At 70.9% G+C, this 13983-nt stretch carries 15 protein-coding genes and 1 pseudogene; 11 read left to right on the top strand and 5 right to left on the bottom strand.

Translation table 11 applies throughout. The features are described 5' to 3' along the window. The 3 genes from FrCorBMG51_RS30175 to FrCorBMG51_RS00075 all read left to right on the top strand — a co-directional run. Positions 1-772 (top strand): M16 family metallopeptidase (locus tag FrCorBMG51_RS30175; protein WP_235433186.1); only part of this gene is annotated, 772 nt, incomplete at its 5' end. Continuing rightward, positions 769-978, top strand: a complete 210-nt coding sequence (locus FrCorBMG51_RS00080) for a hypothetical protein (RefSeq protein WP_047221130.1) — start codon at positions 769-771, stop codon at positions 976-978. The genes FrCorBMG51_RS30175 and FrCorBMG51_RS00080, both read left to right, overlap by 4 nt. Then, entirely contained in the window at positions 975-2411 is a 1437-nt protein-coding gene (locus FrCorBMG51_RS00075; protein ID WP_047221129.1) for a M16 family metallopeptidase, read from the top strand. Before FrCorBMG51_RS00080 ends, FrCorBMG51_RS00075 begins: the two co-directional genes overlap by 4 nt. Positions 2412-2648: 237 nt before the next feature. On the opposite strand, the gene FrCorBMG51_RS25955 is transcribed toward FrCorBMG51_RS00075, so the two are convergent. Both FrCorBMG51_RS25955 and FrCorBMG51_RS00065 read right to left on the bottom strand, forming a co-directional pair. Next, the gene (locus FrCorBMG51_RS25955) at positions 2649-3653 is read right to left on the bottom strand and encodes a GAF and ANTAR domain-containing protein (protein WP_371389697.1); all 1005 of its coding nucleotides are present in this window, start codon (positions 3651-3653) and stop codon (positions 2649-2651) included. Between the two features lie 198 nt (positions 3654-3851). Next, a complete protein-coding gene (locus FrCorBMG51_RS00065) occupies positions 3852-4091 on the bottom strand; it encodes a mycoredoxin (protein ID WP_047221128.1) in 240 nt (79 codons plus the stop codon). Between the two features lie 94 nt (positions 4092-4185). Here FrCorBMG51_RS00065 and FrCorBMG51_RS00060 point away from each other — a divergent pair, with 94 nt between their 5' ends. The 5 genes and pseudogenes from FrCorBMG51_RS00060 to FrCorBMG51_RS25950 all read left to right on the top strand — a co-directional run bounded on the left by FrCorBMG51_RS00060 (position 4186) and on the right by FrCorBMG51_RS25950 (position 9910). Beyond that, positions 4186-6438 (top strand): ATP-dependent DNA helicase UvrD2, encoded by a 2253-nt coding sequence (locus FrCorBMG51_RS00060; RefSeq protein WP_052914174.1) that lies wholly within the window; start codon positions 4186-4188, stop codon positions 6436-6438. 231 nt (positions 6439-6669) lie between these two features. Continuing rightward, entirely contained in the window at positions 6670-6939 is a 270-nt protein-coding gene (locus tag FrCorBMG51_RS00055) for a hypothetical protein (RefSeq protein WP_157180330.1), read from the top strand. Positions 6940-7176: 237 nt separating this feature from the next. Continuing rightward, positions 7177-7452: a WhiB family transcriptional regulator gene (locus FrCorBMG51_RS00050; RefSeq protein WP_200902287.1), complete on the top strand. Its 276-nt coding sequence runs from the start codon at positions 7177-7179 to the stop codon at positions 7450-7452. Between the two features lie 163 nt (positions 7453-7615). After that, on the top strand, positions 7616-7879 hold the full coding sequence (locus FrCorBMG51_RS00045; protein ID WP_157180329.1) for a type II toxin-antitoxin system Phd/YefM family antitoxin: 264 nt from the start codon (positions 7616-7618) through the stop codon (positions 7877-7879). Between the two features lie 125 nt (positions 7880-8004). Continuing rightward, a pseudogene (locus tag FrCorBMG51_RS25950) lies at positions 8005-9910 on the top strand (alkaline phosphatase family protein). A gap of 30 nt (positions 9911-9940) precedes the next feature. Here the strand turns inward: FrCorBMG51_RS25950 and FrCorBMG51_RS00035 are convergent. Beyond that, positions 9941-10654 carry a hypothetical protein gene (locus tag FrCorBMG51_RS00035; protein WP_047221124.1) on the bottom strand — a complete coding sequence of 238 codons (714 nt, stop codon included), beginning with the start codon at positions 10652-10654 and terminating at the stop codon, positions 9941-9943. A 236-nt stretch (positions 10655-10890) separates the two neighbouring features. On the opposite strand from FrCorBMG51_RS00035, the gene FrCorBMG51_RS25945 reads away from it, so the two are divergent. Next, positions 10891-11133: a type II toxin-antitoxin system HicA family toxin gene (locus FrCorBMG51_RS25945; protein ID WP_076842225.1), complete on the top strand. Its 243-nt coding sequence runs from the start codon at positions 10891-10893 to the stop codon at positions 11131-11133. Next, positions 11126-11695: a hypothetical protein gene (locus FrCorBMG51_RS00030; protein ID WP_047221123.1), complete on the top strand. Its 570-nt coding sequence runs from the start codon at positions 11126-11128 to the stop codon at positions 11693-11695. The genes FrCorBMG51_RS25945 and FrCorBMG51_RS00030 overlap by 8 nt, the downstream gene beginning before the upstream one ends. Positions 11696-11986: 291 nt before the next feature. Here the strand turns inward: FrCorBMG51_RS00030 and FrCorBMG51_RS00025 are convergent, their stop codons facing one another. Next, positions 11987-12256 (bottom strand): hypothetical protein, encoded by a 270-nt coding sequence (locus FrCorBMG51_RS00025; RefSeq protein ID WP_235433185.1) that lies wholly within the window; start codon positions 12254-12256, stop codon positions 11987-11989. A 431-nt stretch (positions 12257-12687) separates the two neighbouring features. Continuing rightward, complete coding sequence (locus FrCorBMG51_RS00015; RefSeq protein WP_047221121.1) at positions 12688-13161, bottom strand: hypothetical protein; 474 nt, start codon at positions 13159-13161, stop codon at positions 12688-12690. Positions 13162-13509: 348 nt separating this feature from the next. Here FrCorBMG51_RS00015 and FrCorBMG51_RS00010 point away from each other — a divergent pair, with 348 nt between their 5' ends. Then, the gene (locus tag FrCorBMG51_RS00010) at positions 13510-13785 is read left to right on the top strand and encodes an SCO4848 family membrane protein (protein WP_047221120.1); all 276 of its coding nucleotides are present in this window, start codon (positions 13510-13512) and stop codon (positions 13783-13785) included. Positions 13786-13983: the final 198 nt, after the last annotated feature.

The following is a 13983-nucleotide window of genomic DNA, read 5'->3' as shown; positions in this document are numbered from 1 at the left end:
GGCGAGCCTCGACGACGCCGAGGACTTCTTCGACAAGTACTACGCGCCGGGCAATGCCGTCCTGACGGTGGTCGGTGACTTCGATGTCGACGCCGCCCTGCGGCTGGTCCACCGCTACTTCGACGACATCCCGGCCCGGCCGGTGCCCGTCCGCCCGAGTTTCGCCGAGCCGGTGCGCACCGAGGAGCGGCGGTCGGTCCTCACCGACCCGCTCGCGCCCCGCCCGGCGCTCGCCGTCGGCTACCGCGTCCCCGATCCCTTGGCCGATCTACAGACCTTCCTGGCATACGACGTGCTCACCCACGTCCTGTCCGCCGGTGACGCCAGCCGGCTGGAGCGCAGGCTCGTCCAGAAGGACCGGTTGGTGATCGGTGTGAGCACCTATCTCGGCACGTTCGGGGACCCGTTCGACCAGCGGGATCCGCTGCTGCTCACCCTGGAGGCCCGGCATCCCGCTGAGTCGACGCCCGAGGCGGTCCTCGCCGCGGTGGACGAGGAGCTCGACCGCGTCGTCACCGACGGTCTTCAGCCCGGTGAGCTCACCCGGATACAGGCCCGGATCGCCTCCGGCCTGCTGCGCGAAGCCGACGACGCGCTCGGGCGCGCGCTGGCCCTGGCCACCTTCGAGCTGCACCGCGGCCGGCCCGAACTGATCAACGAACTGCCCGCGCTGGTGGGGGCGGTGACCGCGGAAAGCGTGCAGGCGGCCGCCGCCGGCCTGCGCGCCCAGGGCCGGGCGGTCCTGGAACTGCGCGCCGGTGCCGCCTCATGACCCCCACGGGCATCATGATCTCCGCTGGCGCGGCGGCTCCCGCGGGTGCTGTGCTCTCCGCGGATGCCGTCGGCCGGGCGGGTACCGTCACCGTCGCGGGCACCGTCACCGCCGCGGGCACCGCCGCACCCACGGCTACCGCCGCTCCCGCGGGCACCGTGCACCTGCCGGGCAGGCTGTCATCGCAGAACAGGAGGTCGCGGTGAGCGCCGCAACCATTGGGAAAGCATCCGGCGGCACCCCGGCGGCCGGGACGTCGCCGTCCGTCATCCCGCCGGTGGCCGCCACCGTGGCGGCCGAGCTCCCCACAGTGGCCGAGCGGATCCTGCCCGGTGGCCTGCGGGTGCTGGTGGTCCGGCGGACGACCGTGCCCCTGGTGGAGGTGCGGCTGCGCATCCCGTTCACCGGCCTGGGCGCGGCCCATCAGGCACGCGGTGAACTGCTCGCCGAGACCCTGTTCACCGGAACGCAGCTGCGCGACCGGGTGGAGCTCGCCACCGTCGTGCAGTCCCTCGGCGGCGCGCTGTCGACCTGGGTGGACGCCGACCGGCTCGCGATCGTGGGTTCCGCGCTCGCGACCAACCTCGTCCCGCTGCTGGACCTGATCGCGGAGGTGCTGACCGGCGCGACGTACCCCAGCGGCGAGTTCACCGGCGAACGCGACCGACTGGTCGAGGAAGCCACGATCGCCCACAGCCAGCCAGCGTTGATCGCCCGGGAGGGCCTGCTGCGCCGGCTGTACGGCGATCATCCCTACGGCAGTGAGACACCGGCACCGGACGTGGTGTCCCAGGTGACCGAGGCCGACGTGCGGACGCTGCACGCCGCGCGCGTGTCACCGGTGGGCGCGGTGCTGACGCTCGTCGGCGACGTGGAGCCGCAGGCCGCGCTCGAGCGGGTGGAGGCGGTGCTCGGCGACTGGCGGGGGACGGCCGCCGACGCGGTACCGCCGCTGCCGGCCCTGCGCACCGGCCCTGTCGTGATCATCGACCGGCCCGGCGCGGTGCAGACGAACATCCGCATCGGCGGCCCGGCGGTGGACCGCCACCATCCCGCCTATGCCGCGCAGCGGCTGGCCAGCACCGTCTTCGGCGGCTACTTCAGCTCGCGGCTGGTGTCGAACATCCGGGAGGACAAGGGCTACACCTATTCGCCGCGCAGTTCGCTCGACTACCCGGTCGCGGGCTCCCGGTTCACGGTGACCGCGGACGTGGCGACCGACGTGACCGGCCCCGCACTGCTCGAGATCTTCTATGAGCTCGGCCGGATGGCACTGCTGCCGGTGTCGGACGAGGAGCTCGACGCGGCCCGCCAGTACTCGGTCGGGACGCTGGCGCTGTCCACGGCGACCGGTGTCGGGCTCGCCTCCACCCTGTCGGCGTTGGCCGGCGCGGGGATCGGCGTCGAGTACCTGCACGACCATCCCGCGGCGCTGGCGAAGGTGACACCACAGGACGTGCTGGAGATCTCGGCGCAGGTGCTCGCGCCGAGACGGCTGGTCACCGTCCTGGTCGGGGACGCGGAGAAGATCGCCGCTGAGGTGGGAGCCATCGCCGAGATCGCCCCCGAGGTCATCGGCGCCCCCGATGCCGCCACGGGGGCCGCCAGCGGGGCCGCCAGCGAGGCTGCCGCCACCTGAAACGGCCGGTCTGAACCGGGGATCCCCGTCGGTCCCGGTCCGAACCGGGCTGATGGGGGTCACCCGGTCGGCTCATGGCCGGGCCGGGTGGCGCCGCTGACCTGGCGGGGCCCCGTCCAGCCTGGCCCGGCTGGCCCCGGAACCGGGTCCGTGGCGTTCCGGGGAGCCGTTCACGACAGCGGCTGATGACGGCCCCCGGCCGGNCCGGCCGCCGCGACCGGCCCGCGACCGGTGGGATCAGCGGCGGGACGGGTTGGCCCGTGGCGGCGCCGGCCGGGGAGCGCCACCGCGGCCAGCCAGCTCTCCGGGCAGAACCGTGCGCGGGTCGGAGACCGACTCGACCACCTGCCGGGCGAGGTCGTGCACGCGCCGTCCCATGCCGCGGGCGGTCCGCCGCAGCCGCTCGAACGCATCCCTGGGCCGCAGCCGGTGGCGTTCGGCCAGTACGCCTATCGCCTGCTCGACGATGACCCGGGAGGCGAGCGCGTGCTCCAGCTGCACCACCGACAGCCGCAACTGCTCGATCTCGGTGAGCTCGTGATCGGGACGCCGGGGCCGGCCGGGCGGGGCAAGGTCCTCGGCGAGCAGGTCGGCGAGCACCATCGCGGAGAGCAGGTCGCCGACCGGCCGGACCTCGCCCGCCGGGCCTTCCACGATCCATCCGACCGTGGCCCTGCGCAGGCGCAGCTCGGGACGGCTGATGGGCGACGGCCCGGTGGGCGCGGCCGCGGCCGTGGGGCCCCGGACGGCCGTCCCGCCCGTGGCCGCCCCCGGACGCGCGGGCCGGGCCGGGGCACCGCCTGACGGCGCAGCCGGCGTTGGAGTCGACGGCGGCTCACGGCGTTCGGTCTCGTCGCGTTCGGCCGTCTCGTCGCGTTCGGCCGTGCCGATGACGACACCCAGGGCGTCAGCGATGCCTCGCAGCAGCGTGACCGCGGAGGTGGGGACGGTGACGCGCTGCCGGTCGAGCCCGACGAGCAGACCGTGTAACCGCCCGTCGCCGCCCACCACCGGCATGGCGACGTAGCTGCGGACTCCCAGGCGCGACGGTTCGTCCGTCCCCGCGAACACGGGGTCGTTGCCGGCGCCCGCCAGGGTGACGGGCGCGCCGTCGAGCACCCTTGTGCTGACGGTTTCGCTCCGGGGCAGCGTCAGACCCGCGTCGAGGCCGGGCAGGGTCCCCGCCGTCCGCTGATAGGTCGCGGTCGAGCCCGACAGGACCACGAAACCTGTCGCTTCCATCCCATGGATGGCGCCCGCGGCCTGCAGTGCGGCATCGACTGCGCTCCACGTACGTGCTGAAGGTACTGACGACACAGCCCGAACTCTCCCACAAACTTCACGGGCAGTGACGGAGACCGTCCCTCGATCAAGCTTCACGGGCTCAAGTCGGCATGCAACCGCTGCTCTGTTACTGCTCTCTGTCGCTCTGAGTATCCGTTATGCGGCAGAAGAGGTCTTCTCGGTGACCTGGCGCAGGCTTGGGTTCGTCAGCGCGGTGCCATCCTCGAAGACGACGGTGGGTACGGTTGCGTTGCCGTTGTTGACGGCCCGGACGATCTGCTCGGCCTCCGGGTTCTGCTCGATGTCGATCGTTTCGTACGGAATGCCCGCCTGGTCGAGCTGACGCTTGAGGCGGGTGCAGTAACCGCACCACGACGTGGTGTAGATCGTCGGCACGAACGGTCCCTTCGGTGGCTGTGACAGAACAAATCTTCATAACCGCGGCGCGGCCCGGTCGCTTCCCGTCGGTGGCGGCGGCTACCGTTCCCCCATGGTGCGTGCGACCGTCGACGACCCGGTGCCGGACGCGCCGTTTCAGGGCGGTGCGGGCGCGTCCGGGCAGTGGCTGGTCGAGACGCTCGATCCGGAGCAACGTCAGGTGGTGCTCGCCCCGGTCGGCCCGGTCTGCGTGCTGGCCGGTGCGGGCACGGGCAAGACGCGGGCGATCACGCATCGGATCGGCCATCTGGTGGAGTCGGGCGTCGTCCCGTCCGGCCAGGTGCTTGCTGTGACCTTTACCACACGTGCTGCCGGGGAACTGCGCGGCCGGCTGCGGACGCTCGGCGCGGACGGCGTCCAGGCGCGCACCTTCCACGCGGCCGCGCTGCGGCAGCTCGGCTACTTCTGGCCCAGGATCGCCGGGGCCGCGCTGCCCCGGCTCGTCGAGAGCAAGATCGCGCTGGTGGGCCGGGCTGCGAGCCGGGCCCGGCTGGCACCGAGCCGGACCGAACTTCGGGACCTCACCGCCGAGATCGAGTGGGCCAAGGCCACCCTGCTCACCCCCGAGCAGTACCCGGCGGCCGCCGCCGCGGCGGGGCGCGAGACGACGCACCCGCCCGAGGTGATCGCCCGGCTGTACACCGCCTACGAGCAGGCCAAGCGGGAGGCGGGCGTGCTCGACTTCGACGACCTGCTGCTGCTGACCGCCGCCGTGATCGAGGAGCACGGCTGGGTCGCCGAGGAGCTGCGCTCCCGCTACCGCCACTTCGTGGTGGACGAGTACCAGGACGTCAACCCGTTGCAGCAGCGCCTGCTCGACGCCTGGCTCGGCGAGCGGGACAGCATCTGCGTGGTCGGTGACGCCAACCAGACCATCTACTCGTTCACCGGGGCGTCCCCCCGCTACCTGTTGGACTTCCCCCGGCGTTTCCCCGAGGCCCACGTGGTCCGTCTCGTGCGGGACTACCGCTCCACTCCGCAGGTGGTCGGGCTGGCCAACCGACTGGTCGCGCGGGTCGGCACCGCCGGCGCGCGGGGTACGCCGGGAGGCTCCTCGGAGCCGGGAGCGCAGGGGACGCATGGTGTGGTGGGGGCTGCGCTCGCGGTGTCCCGGCACGAGCCGCCGCGGCTGGTCGCGCAACGCCCGGACGGCCCGGCCCCGACGTTCACCGAGTTCGACAGCGAGCCCGAGGAGGCGGCCGCGACCGCCCGCCGCATCCACGCGCTGCTGGGCAGCGGCGTGCCCGCCAGCGAGATCGCCGTGCTGTACCGGGTCAACGCCCAGTCCGAGGCGTACGAGACCGCGATCGCCGCCGCCGGCATCCCGTACCTGGTCCGTGGTGGCGAGCGGTTCTTCGAGCGGCCGGAGGTCGCCGAGGCCGTCCAGCTGTTGCGGGCGGCCGCGCGGTCGGCGGACACCGACCGGCCGGTGGGGCTGGTGGCCGAGGTCACGGAGGTCTTCGCCGCGCTGGGCTGGCGTGGCGGTGACCCGCCGAACGGTTCGGGTGCGCAGCGGGAGCGCTGGGAGAACCTGGCCGCCCTCGTGCGCCTCGCCGAGGCCCTGGTGGCCGCCGACCCCGGCGCCACCCTCGACCACTTCGTCGCCGATCTCGCCGACCGGGCCGTCCACCAGCACATCCCCACCGTCGAGGGGGTCATGCTCGTCTCCCTGCACGCGGCCAAGGGCCTGGAGTGGGACGCGGTCTTCCTGGTCGGCCTGGCCGAGGGGACGCTGCCGATCATCCACGCGCAGACCCCGGCACAGGTCGAGGAGGAGCGGCGCCTGCTCTACGTCGGCGTCACCCGGGCGCGGGAGCGGCTGGCACTGTCGTGGGCGCTCGCCCGCCACGAGGGCGGCCGCAGGTCCCGCCGGCCGTCGCGTTTCCTCGACGGTCTGGCGCCCCGTTCGGCGTCGTCGGCGGGCAGGCCGGCGGGTGGGCCGGCGCACCCGGGTGTGGACGGCGTCGGCGCCCAGCGTTCCCGCGGCCGCGCCGCGGTGCGCTGCCGGGTGTGCGAGCGTCCGCTGGTGGGCCAGGCGGCCCGGGCGGGCAGGTGCGACGGCTGCCCGGCCAACATCGATCAGGCGCTCTTCGAACGGCTGCGGGCCTGGCGCTCCGCCCGGGCCAGGGAGCAGAGCGCGCCGGCCTTCGTGGTGTTCACCGACGCGACGCTGATGGCGATCGCCGAGCACCGGCCCACGTCCGTCGCCGAACTGGTGGGCATCCCAGGGATCGGCCAGACCAAGCTCGACCGCTACGGCGAGGACGTGCTTGCCCTGGTGGACGGGCGGGAACCATCCGGTTGACGTCTCGTCGTCCGCCGTCAGGATCCCCGGCTCCCCGGAACCGCGTTGACCATGATACTTTCAGCTACGATACTGACTGTATCGGTTACAAAGAGTACTGGCTTGGAAGCGCGAAAAAATAGGTTGCGATCGCCGCGGCCGACTTCTACGGTGCTGATGTGCGCTGAGCGTGCCTGACCTGCGCCCGACCTGCACGTCAGGCCCGGCCCGAACGCGAAGGAGGTGGTCCCCATGAGGATGCTGGGGATCGTCGCCGCGTTCGTGTGGCGGGTATACCCGCCCGGCCTGCGTGGTGTGCTCCGTCCGGTCGCGGCCGTCCCCCTCGGGAGCGCCCCCGCGTCCGTCGCTTCCGAGGCCGCCCGTGGGTTCGCCGACGATCCGCGTCGGATTCGCGCAGCCGCCGCGCATCACTCCCTGGCCACGGACGCCCGCGCCCAGGCACCGACGATGCGCAAGGCGCTGTATGTCCCGGGTCCGTCCCGAGGTCTGCTCCTGGCCTGACCGGCCACCCGAGCGCCGACCAGGGCCGCGGATCCCCGACGGGAACCGCGGCCCTGATTGTTTTTCGACCCGATTCGCCGGACGGCCGGACCGACCAACCGGCCGAACCAGCCGAATCACCGAACCAACCGAACGCCCGGAGCGACATTGACCGAATCGGCTGTCCCGGTCGAACCATCCTCGACCGATTTCCTGATCGATTCCTTTCCTTCTCCTTCAGTGCCGGAGGTGACACCGGTGTTCGACCCCTCGATCGTCGCCCGGATCGAGCGGGACCAGTTGGCGCTGCCCTGCTGGGACGTCGACCCGGACCTGTTCTTCGCGGAGTCCCCCGAGGACATCGAATCCGCGAAGGCGGTCTGCGTCGACTGTCCGCTGCGGCACGCCTGCCTGGCCGCCGCTCTCGACCGGTGCGAGCCCTGGGGCGTGTGGGGTGGCGAACTCGTTGCCACGGGCACCGTCGTCCCGCGCAAGCGTCCCCGCGGCCGCCCCCGCAAGAACGTCGCCGCCTGACGGCCACCCCGCAATCCCATGATGAACGTCCCGAGGGGTTCCGCCGGACCGGCTCCACTCATCCGGCGGAACCCCTCGCTGGTAGCGGCGTCGCCGAAGAAACAGCCGCGCATTTGTGATATGCACGGCATATAGTGACTACTGGTAATATTCTGGCGGGTCTGTGGAAACTTCGCCAAAGACCCGCGAGGTACTTGCCCGGGTCCGGAGCGGTAAGATCGTCGACGTGACCGAGGACGGCCGGCCGACTGCCCGAATCGTGCCCGTTGCGGGCCGGACGCCGACTCCGGTCATGGCGCGGCTGGTCGAGTCCGGCAAAGCCCGGTTGGCGGTACGGCCCGGATACCGGCCGAGGACGCGGCCAGGTGACGGCGGCGATCGGCTCAGCAAGGCGCTGGCGGTGCTGCGCGACGAGGAAATGTGGTGACCTTTACTACGTGAAGGCTTCGGCTGTCATCGGACTCCTCGCTGAGGAGACTCATTTCCTTACGTGATCGCAGGATGTTGACGTGTGTTCCCGGCTGGGGCGGATGGGGCCGGTAGGGTTCGGTCGTGCCCAGCAGCAAGCCCGTCCAGCCGGCCCAGATCGGCGCGCCGGGGGTTCCCGGCGCCGCGGACACCGCCGTCGAGCCACCGGAGGGTCAGTCCGTCGACGACGGCCACACCCGGTATGACGGTGTCCGCCCACGCCGTCCCGGCGACGCGGCTGTCGACCGTCCCGATACCGCGGCTGTCGACCTTTCTGGCGACGCGCCTGCCGGGCAGGCAGCCGGGCGTCCCGGTGGCGTGCCCTTTCGCCGGGCCGGCGGTGGTGAGGTGGCCGCGGCGGTCGCGGTCCTCACCGCGCCGGAGCTCGCCGGGATCGTGGACCTCGTCGCCTGGGTCGACGACGGATGGCTCCACGTCGCGAACGCGGACGGCGCTTCGCGGCTGTCGCTGACCATCGGCCTCGACGGCCCCTGGGAGGTGCTGCGCGGGCGCGACCCGGTGGCCGTGCGGGACCCGATGCACGGCGTTCCGTTGGAGCAGGCGCTCAGGGACCCCTCGCCGCCGAACGCCCGCAACTCCTACCCGCTCGCCGGGGTGNCCCGCTCGCCGGGGTGCGGCTCGCGTCCGTCTTCGCCGATCCGGCCCGCTCGCCGGACGTCGTCGTCGTGCACAGCGCGGCACATCACTGGCCGGAACGCGGCGGGCATCTCGGCGAGCACGGTTCGCTGGACGCCGGCCAGTCCCGGGCGCCGCTGCTGCTGTCCGGCGCCGGCGTCCACGGACGAGGGCCGCTCGACCGGCATGCCCGCGTCGTCGACGTCGCGCCGACCCTGGCCTACCTGGCCGGGGCGTCCATGACAGACCCGGCCCGCCCCGCCAGCTTGAACGATCTGACCGGCTTGAACGATCTGGCCCGCCTGGCCGGCGCGAACGATCTGGCCGGCGCGAACGATCTGGCCGGCTCGGGCGGGCCGGCTGGCCGGAACGGTTCGGCTGGCCGGCCCGGTTCGGCTGACCTCGGCATCGACGGCCGGGCCCTGACGGAACTGTGCGTGCCCGGCGCCCGGCATGTCGTCGGCCTGCTCTGGGACGGCGTGAACTGCAACGACCTGCTGGCCATGGCCGGCGCCGGCGANGCGAGCTGCCGGCGGTCGCCCGCCTGCTGGCCCGCGGCATCGCCCTCACCGGCGGCGCGGTCGCGGAGTTCCCCAGCGTGACCCTGGCGAACCACACCAGCGCGCTCACCGGCGTCGGCCCGGGGCGGCACGGCATCCTCAACAACGCCTACTTCGACCGGGAGACCGGGCGGCGGATCGTCGCCAACGACGCGTCCACCTGGCATCGGGCCTGCGAGCAGCTGCGGCCGGGGGTGCGCACCGTGTTCGAGGCGATCGCCGCGGCCCGGCCCGGGGTGTCGACGGCCTGCGTCAACGAGCCGATCGACCGGGGCGCGACGTATTCGACGTTCGGGCTGGTCCGGGCGATGAACAGCACTGCCGGCGCCGGCGGGCTGGGCGAGCACCTGCCGTCCGCCGCGGACGACCCGCACGCGACCCAGGAGTGGGTCGCAGCCAACCCCGACTACGCCTGGTCGACGCAGGTGGACGCGCTCGGCCTGGCGCAGATCCGCCAGCTGTGGGGCGAACAGGCCGCCGAGCCACCCGCGTTCACCTGGTGGAACACCACGGTGACCGACACCGGGCATCACGGCGGCGGGCCCTATTCGCCGCAGGCCCGGGCGTCGATGGCCGACGCCGACCGGCGCCTCGGCGTCTTCCTCGACCTGTTGGAAGCCCGTGGCCTCGCCGACGACACCGTCATCCTGCTGACCGCGGACCACGGCAGCGAGGGCGCCGACCCGTCCCGCACCGGCGACTGGGACGCCGCCCTGCGCGCCGCCGGCATTCCCTTCCGCGACGAGGCCTACGGCTTCCTCTACCTCACCCCCTCCGCCGCCACGGACACCTGACCCGAACGGGTTCGCGCTCACACGCGCTGGTCAGCGAGGCCGGGCGGATGACTCGGGCGGCTCCCGTGGCACGGGTACTCCCGTGACCGGCCGGCTGAGCAGGAGGCGGGGTACGCGGCTGCGCTCCTGAATCCATGCCCGGACGTCGGAATCCAGGTAGCCGGCCACGCGCAGCAGGTCGGCGTGCATCCGTTCCAGCGGCCGGTTGTGGATCGGTTCGTGGTGCGCGATGCGGTTGCGGAGCCGGACAAGTCTGTTGACCGGGTCGTAGACGGTCGCGCGTCGGGCAGGACGAAGGCCCGGGAAGGCATGGCGGAGCGTGGGTGTCCAGAGGGAGGTCTCGTAACGCCGGGACAGGAGGTAGCGCCAGAAGCCGAAGGTCAGCTCGGCGACGACCCGACCAGGGGTGATGATCCTGCCGTCACGTCGGATCCTGAACCCGGCGTCCACGACGTCCTGATGTCCCCGAGCTTCGAGGATCCCGGCCGGATCGTCCCACCACTCGCTGGCACCGTGCCGGTGCAGGTGCCATGCCATGAGCTGGTCGTGAAGCGCGTTGCGCAGCACGACCTCGAGCACTCCCAGGTCCTCGTGGAAGCCGGCGCTGACGGCGCCGTTCCACTCGTAGAGGGCGATTGCGCTGACGATGTCATCGCCGCATGCCCGCTCGTATGGGCCGAGACGTTCGGGGCTCAGCCCGCGGCGAAGCCGGGAGGCCTGGGACGGGGACAAGGGATTGGACATCGACGTACCGATCTTCTATGCTCCTAGCAGAGACCCCGGATGACCTCTACCGCACAGGCGGCACGCCACCGGGGTTCTGTCTGTTCTGGTGTTCTGTCTGTTCTGGTGAACAGCGCGGCACACGCTCGCAGGTGGCTGTGGATAGTGATATCTGTCGGTCACACCCTATGGCGGTCAGCGTGTCCGAACTTGCGCCCCTTACTGAGAGACCACGGCTGCCCGTGGACGTGGCTGTCGTGAGCGGGGAGTTTCCGTCGCTGAAGGCTCGTCAGCTTCTGCGTGTGCTCGGGCGTCTGGGATATCAGGTGACGAGGCAGGACGGTTCATCCCACCGGTGGCTGGAGGCGGAGGGACGTCCGCGGCTCCGACTGGCCTTTCATGATCGGACTACTGTCGGCCCAGGGCTCGTTCGTCAGATACTGGTCAAGCAGGTTGGCCTTACGGTGGAGGAGGCGCTGGAGGTGATCTCCAATGACTAGGACGATCGCAGCGATCGTCCGGCGGGATGGGGAGTCCTGGTCGGCGTGGTCCCCGCAGTGCCCTGGCCTGGCGGTCGCGGAGCCGACCGAGGCGGAACTGCGCAAGGCTCTGCCCGAGGCGCTTACCTGGTACTTCGACGGGGACTCCGACTTCGACACTCTGATCCATCTTGAGCAGGAGCTGCGGGGAGTCGTCGTCCGGACCGCTCAGGACAGGTTCGGCTGGGAACGACAGATGGTCGCGGAGCGGGTGGGGGCCGCGCTCGGCGTCGAGAGCCAGGCGGAGCAACTGCGTACGGCGGAGCCGAACTCCGCGGGTGAGATCGTCTATGTCTGTGCCCTGCCGACGGATCCGGTCTCCTGGCTGACGGCTCAACTGGACGAAGCGGCCGACCCGGTCGCGGTGGCGTTGCCAGCGGCCGAGTCGATGTTGTGGACACTGCGGTTCGGCGCTGGGAACCGCCGCGGTGAGGAGCCGGTCGGCGTCGTCTACCGGCCGGAGACGACATTCGGCGAGCTCGTGACGACTTTCACTGGACCTTGGCTGAGGCTCAGCGCCTAGAACGCCGATCAGGTAACCATACGTATTCCCCCGAACGGCAGCCCGCTTCGATGGGCGCCGGCCACCGGAGAAGATCGGCACGATTTTGTCGTTGTGTACGCTTTTTGGCCGCAAAAGTGTACACAGCGACAAAATAACCTAGATCATGGCCTGCGTGGGTGATTCGTGGATGGGATCCGCGCTACTTGAGCGGCGCTCCAGAAGATCCGCACGGGTTTCATGATGTCGGTCATCGGCGGCGACATAGACGGCGACATAGACATAGAGCGGACCTGCGTCGACAACAAGGGGCTATGACGTCACCTCGCTGGCGAGGATCTCCTCCATGCGTTCGGAGATGTCCTGCCGACCGCTGTGGCCGGCGCCGCGAGCACCGAGTACACGTCGGCTGCGGGCTGCCTCGCCGCGTTCGAGTAGTGCCTTGCCGTGTTCGAGCAGTTCGGCAAGGCCCGCCGGCACGATCGCGGCCAACCGTCGGCCTCGATCCGTCAGGTAGATGACCTGGCCGGACGCGGCGGCCTCCCGGGCAGCCGCGGCAGGCTGGTCACCGGGGGGTGGCATCTCCGCCANNNCGGGGGGTGGCATCTCCGCCATAACAACATCATAACTATGGAGCACCTATGGCCGAGGGTGCGTATTAGATCTGTTGATCTACTCGGTGGCCTTGGGATGCGCGGCTCCAGCATAGGTAATCCACACACGGCGCCGCTCGTCGTCGATGCAATACCAGATCCGGCCACCGCCGGTGGCCTCATACTGCCACTGTGGCAGCGGCCGGCCTCCGATCACGCGGGTGCCAAGTGAGCCTTTGAGCGGATGTTGTCGTTGGCTGTGATGATGAGGATCGCGTTGGATGGCATCGAAGGCGGCACGAGCAGCGGCCGGATGACTGCGACACAGCCCATCCCACCCGCGGCCCGCGTTGTTGTCGGCGGCGTACAGGTCCCACTTGTCGGGATCGGCGGGACGAGGGACACGGTCTCCGCGGCGGGTCATAGTGGTGGCATCAACTCCGGGCCATCCCCCGGGAGCGGCCTGGACAGTTCGGCCACCAGATGGGGGTCGGCGTGGATCGCGGCGGTCTGGCGCCACTCGTGGACAAGTTGAGTAAAAGGCCCGAGTACTCCCGCTTCCGCGCTGGCCTGGAGTCTGCGCAGCAGGGTGGTGACGCATTCGGTCTGCTCGTCGTCGGGAAGCAGGTCGATCCAGGGGAAGACCTCGGTGAGGATGCCTTCGAGCACCTCCCTGGCGGCGGGTTCATGCAGTGTGGCGCGCAGGATACGGGCGGTGATTGCCAGGGCCTCTTCGACGTCGGCGGCTCTGTCCGCCAGTTCGATGCGCAGGTTCGGGCCGTCGCGCCGGGCGAGTTCGACGACCTCTCCTTGATCGATGAAGGCGAGGACGCGCTTGGGCTCGCGAAGGAGGTCGCTGTACGGAAAGGAGACTCGCGCGCTGGAGGCGACCATGGCTCGATCATATCTGAACTACTTCAGATCTGGCTGCGCCGAGGCGGACCGCAGCGCCCTCGGCCCCTCGGCCGCTGACCGGCGGGGGAGTGCCGGCCAACGCTCGTAGGGGCTGAGCCGCCCGGAACTCAACCTGCGGCGGAGCCAAGCGGTGCGGGACAGGGGCGGAGGGCCGGGCATCGGTGCGCTGCCTTCTGAACTGGCTGACGGAGACCCCGGATGGCCTCTACCGTTCAGGTGGCAAGCCGCCGGGGTTATGTCTGTTGTCAAAGCCTATGACGATCAGCGTGTCCGAACTCGTGCCCTCGCGGAGAGACCACAGCTCTCCGCGGATGCCAGGCTGGTGGGGTGACTCTCTCGAAGCGGGCATCCTGGTTCCTGATCGCGGTGGGTGTGTGGACGTGGGCGATCTGGCCGAACTTCCTTCGGAACATATGGAAGGATGATCGTTCCTGGGACGACGGCCCGACCGGCTTCTTCACCGTCCACCTGGTCCTGACCGTCGTCTCCCTCGCGATCGGCTCGGTGGTCGGCTGGCTCGGCATCCGCGGCGTTCGCGCGGCCCGCCAGCGCGGCAACGGTGACGCCGCCCCGTCCAAACAGCTGATCAATTCGGGTCGTTGACACACCGAAGACGGCCGCTGTCCTGAAACGCTCGCGTCGTCCGAGACTCTTCCAGTGTCTCGTGATGCTGTCCCGTTTACGCGGTCGAGGTCATGATCATGCCTGTGACCAGTGAAGATGGCTCAGCGTGACTTTAGTCATCCGGAATCGCGGGACACTGGATCAGAATGTTCGGCGAGCCGCATGATCGGCTGGCGG

It is taken from the genome of Protofrankia coriariae (assembly GCF_001017755.1).
In the GTDB taxonomy this organism is placed as follows: domain Bacteria; phylum Actinomycetota; class Actinomycetes; order Frankiales; family Frankiaceae; genus Protofrankia; species Protofrankia coriariae.
This window is presented reverse-complemented; position numbering and strand designations above follow the sequence as displayed.

Excerpts from the sequence above, each read along its gene's own strand:
- FrCorBMG51_RS00080 (WP_047221130.1), top strand. The coding sequence starts at position 769 with ATGACCCCCACGGGCATCATGATCTCCGCTGGCGCGGCGGCTCCCGCG.
- FrCorBMG51_RS25955 (WP_371389697.1), bottom strand. The coding sequence starts at position 3,653 with ATGGAAGCGACAGGTTTCGTGGTCCTGTCGGGCTCGACCGCGACCTAT.
- FrCorBMG51_RS00060 (WP_052914174.1), top strand. The coding sequence starts at position 4,186 with ATGGTGCGTGCGACCGTCGACGACCCGGTGCCGGACGCGCCGTTTCAG.
- FrCorBMG51_RS00055 (WP_157180330.1), top strand. The coding sequence starts at position 6,670 with ATGAGGATGCTGGGGATCGTCGCCGCGTTCGTGTGGCGGGTATACCCG.
- FrCorBMG51_RS00035 (WP_047221124.1), bottom strand. The coding sequence starts at position 10,654 with ATGTCCAATCCCTTGTCCCCGTCCCAGGCCTCCCGGCTTCGCCGCGGG.
- FrCorBMG51_RS00030 (WP_047221123.1), top strand. The coding sequence starts at position 11,126 with ATGACTAGGACGATCGCAGCGATCGTCCGGCGGGATGGGGAGTCCTGG.
- FrCorBMG51_RS00025 (WP_235433185.1), bottom strand. The coding sequence starts at position 12,256 with ATGCCACCCCCCGGTGACCAGCCTGCCGCGGCTGCCCGGGAGGCCGCC.
- FrCorBMG51_RS00015 (WP_047221121.1), bottom strand. The coding sequence starts at position 13,161 with ATGGTCGCCTCCAGCGCGCGAGTCTCCTTTCCGTACAGCGACCTCCTT.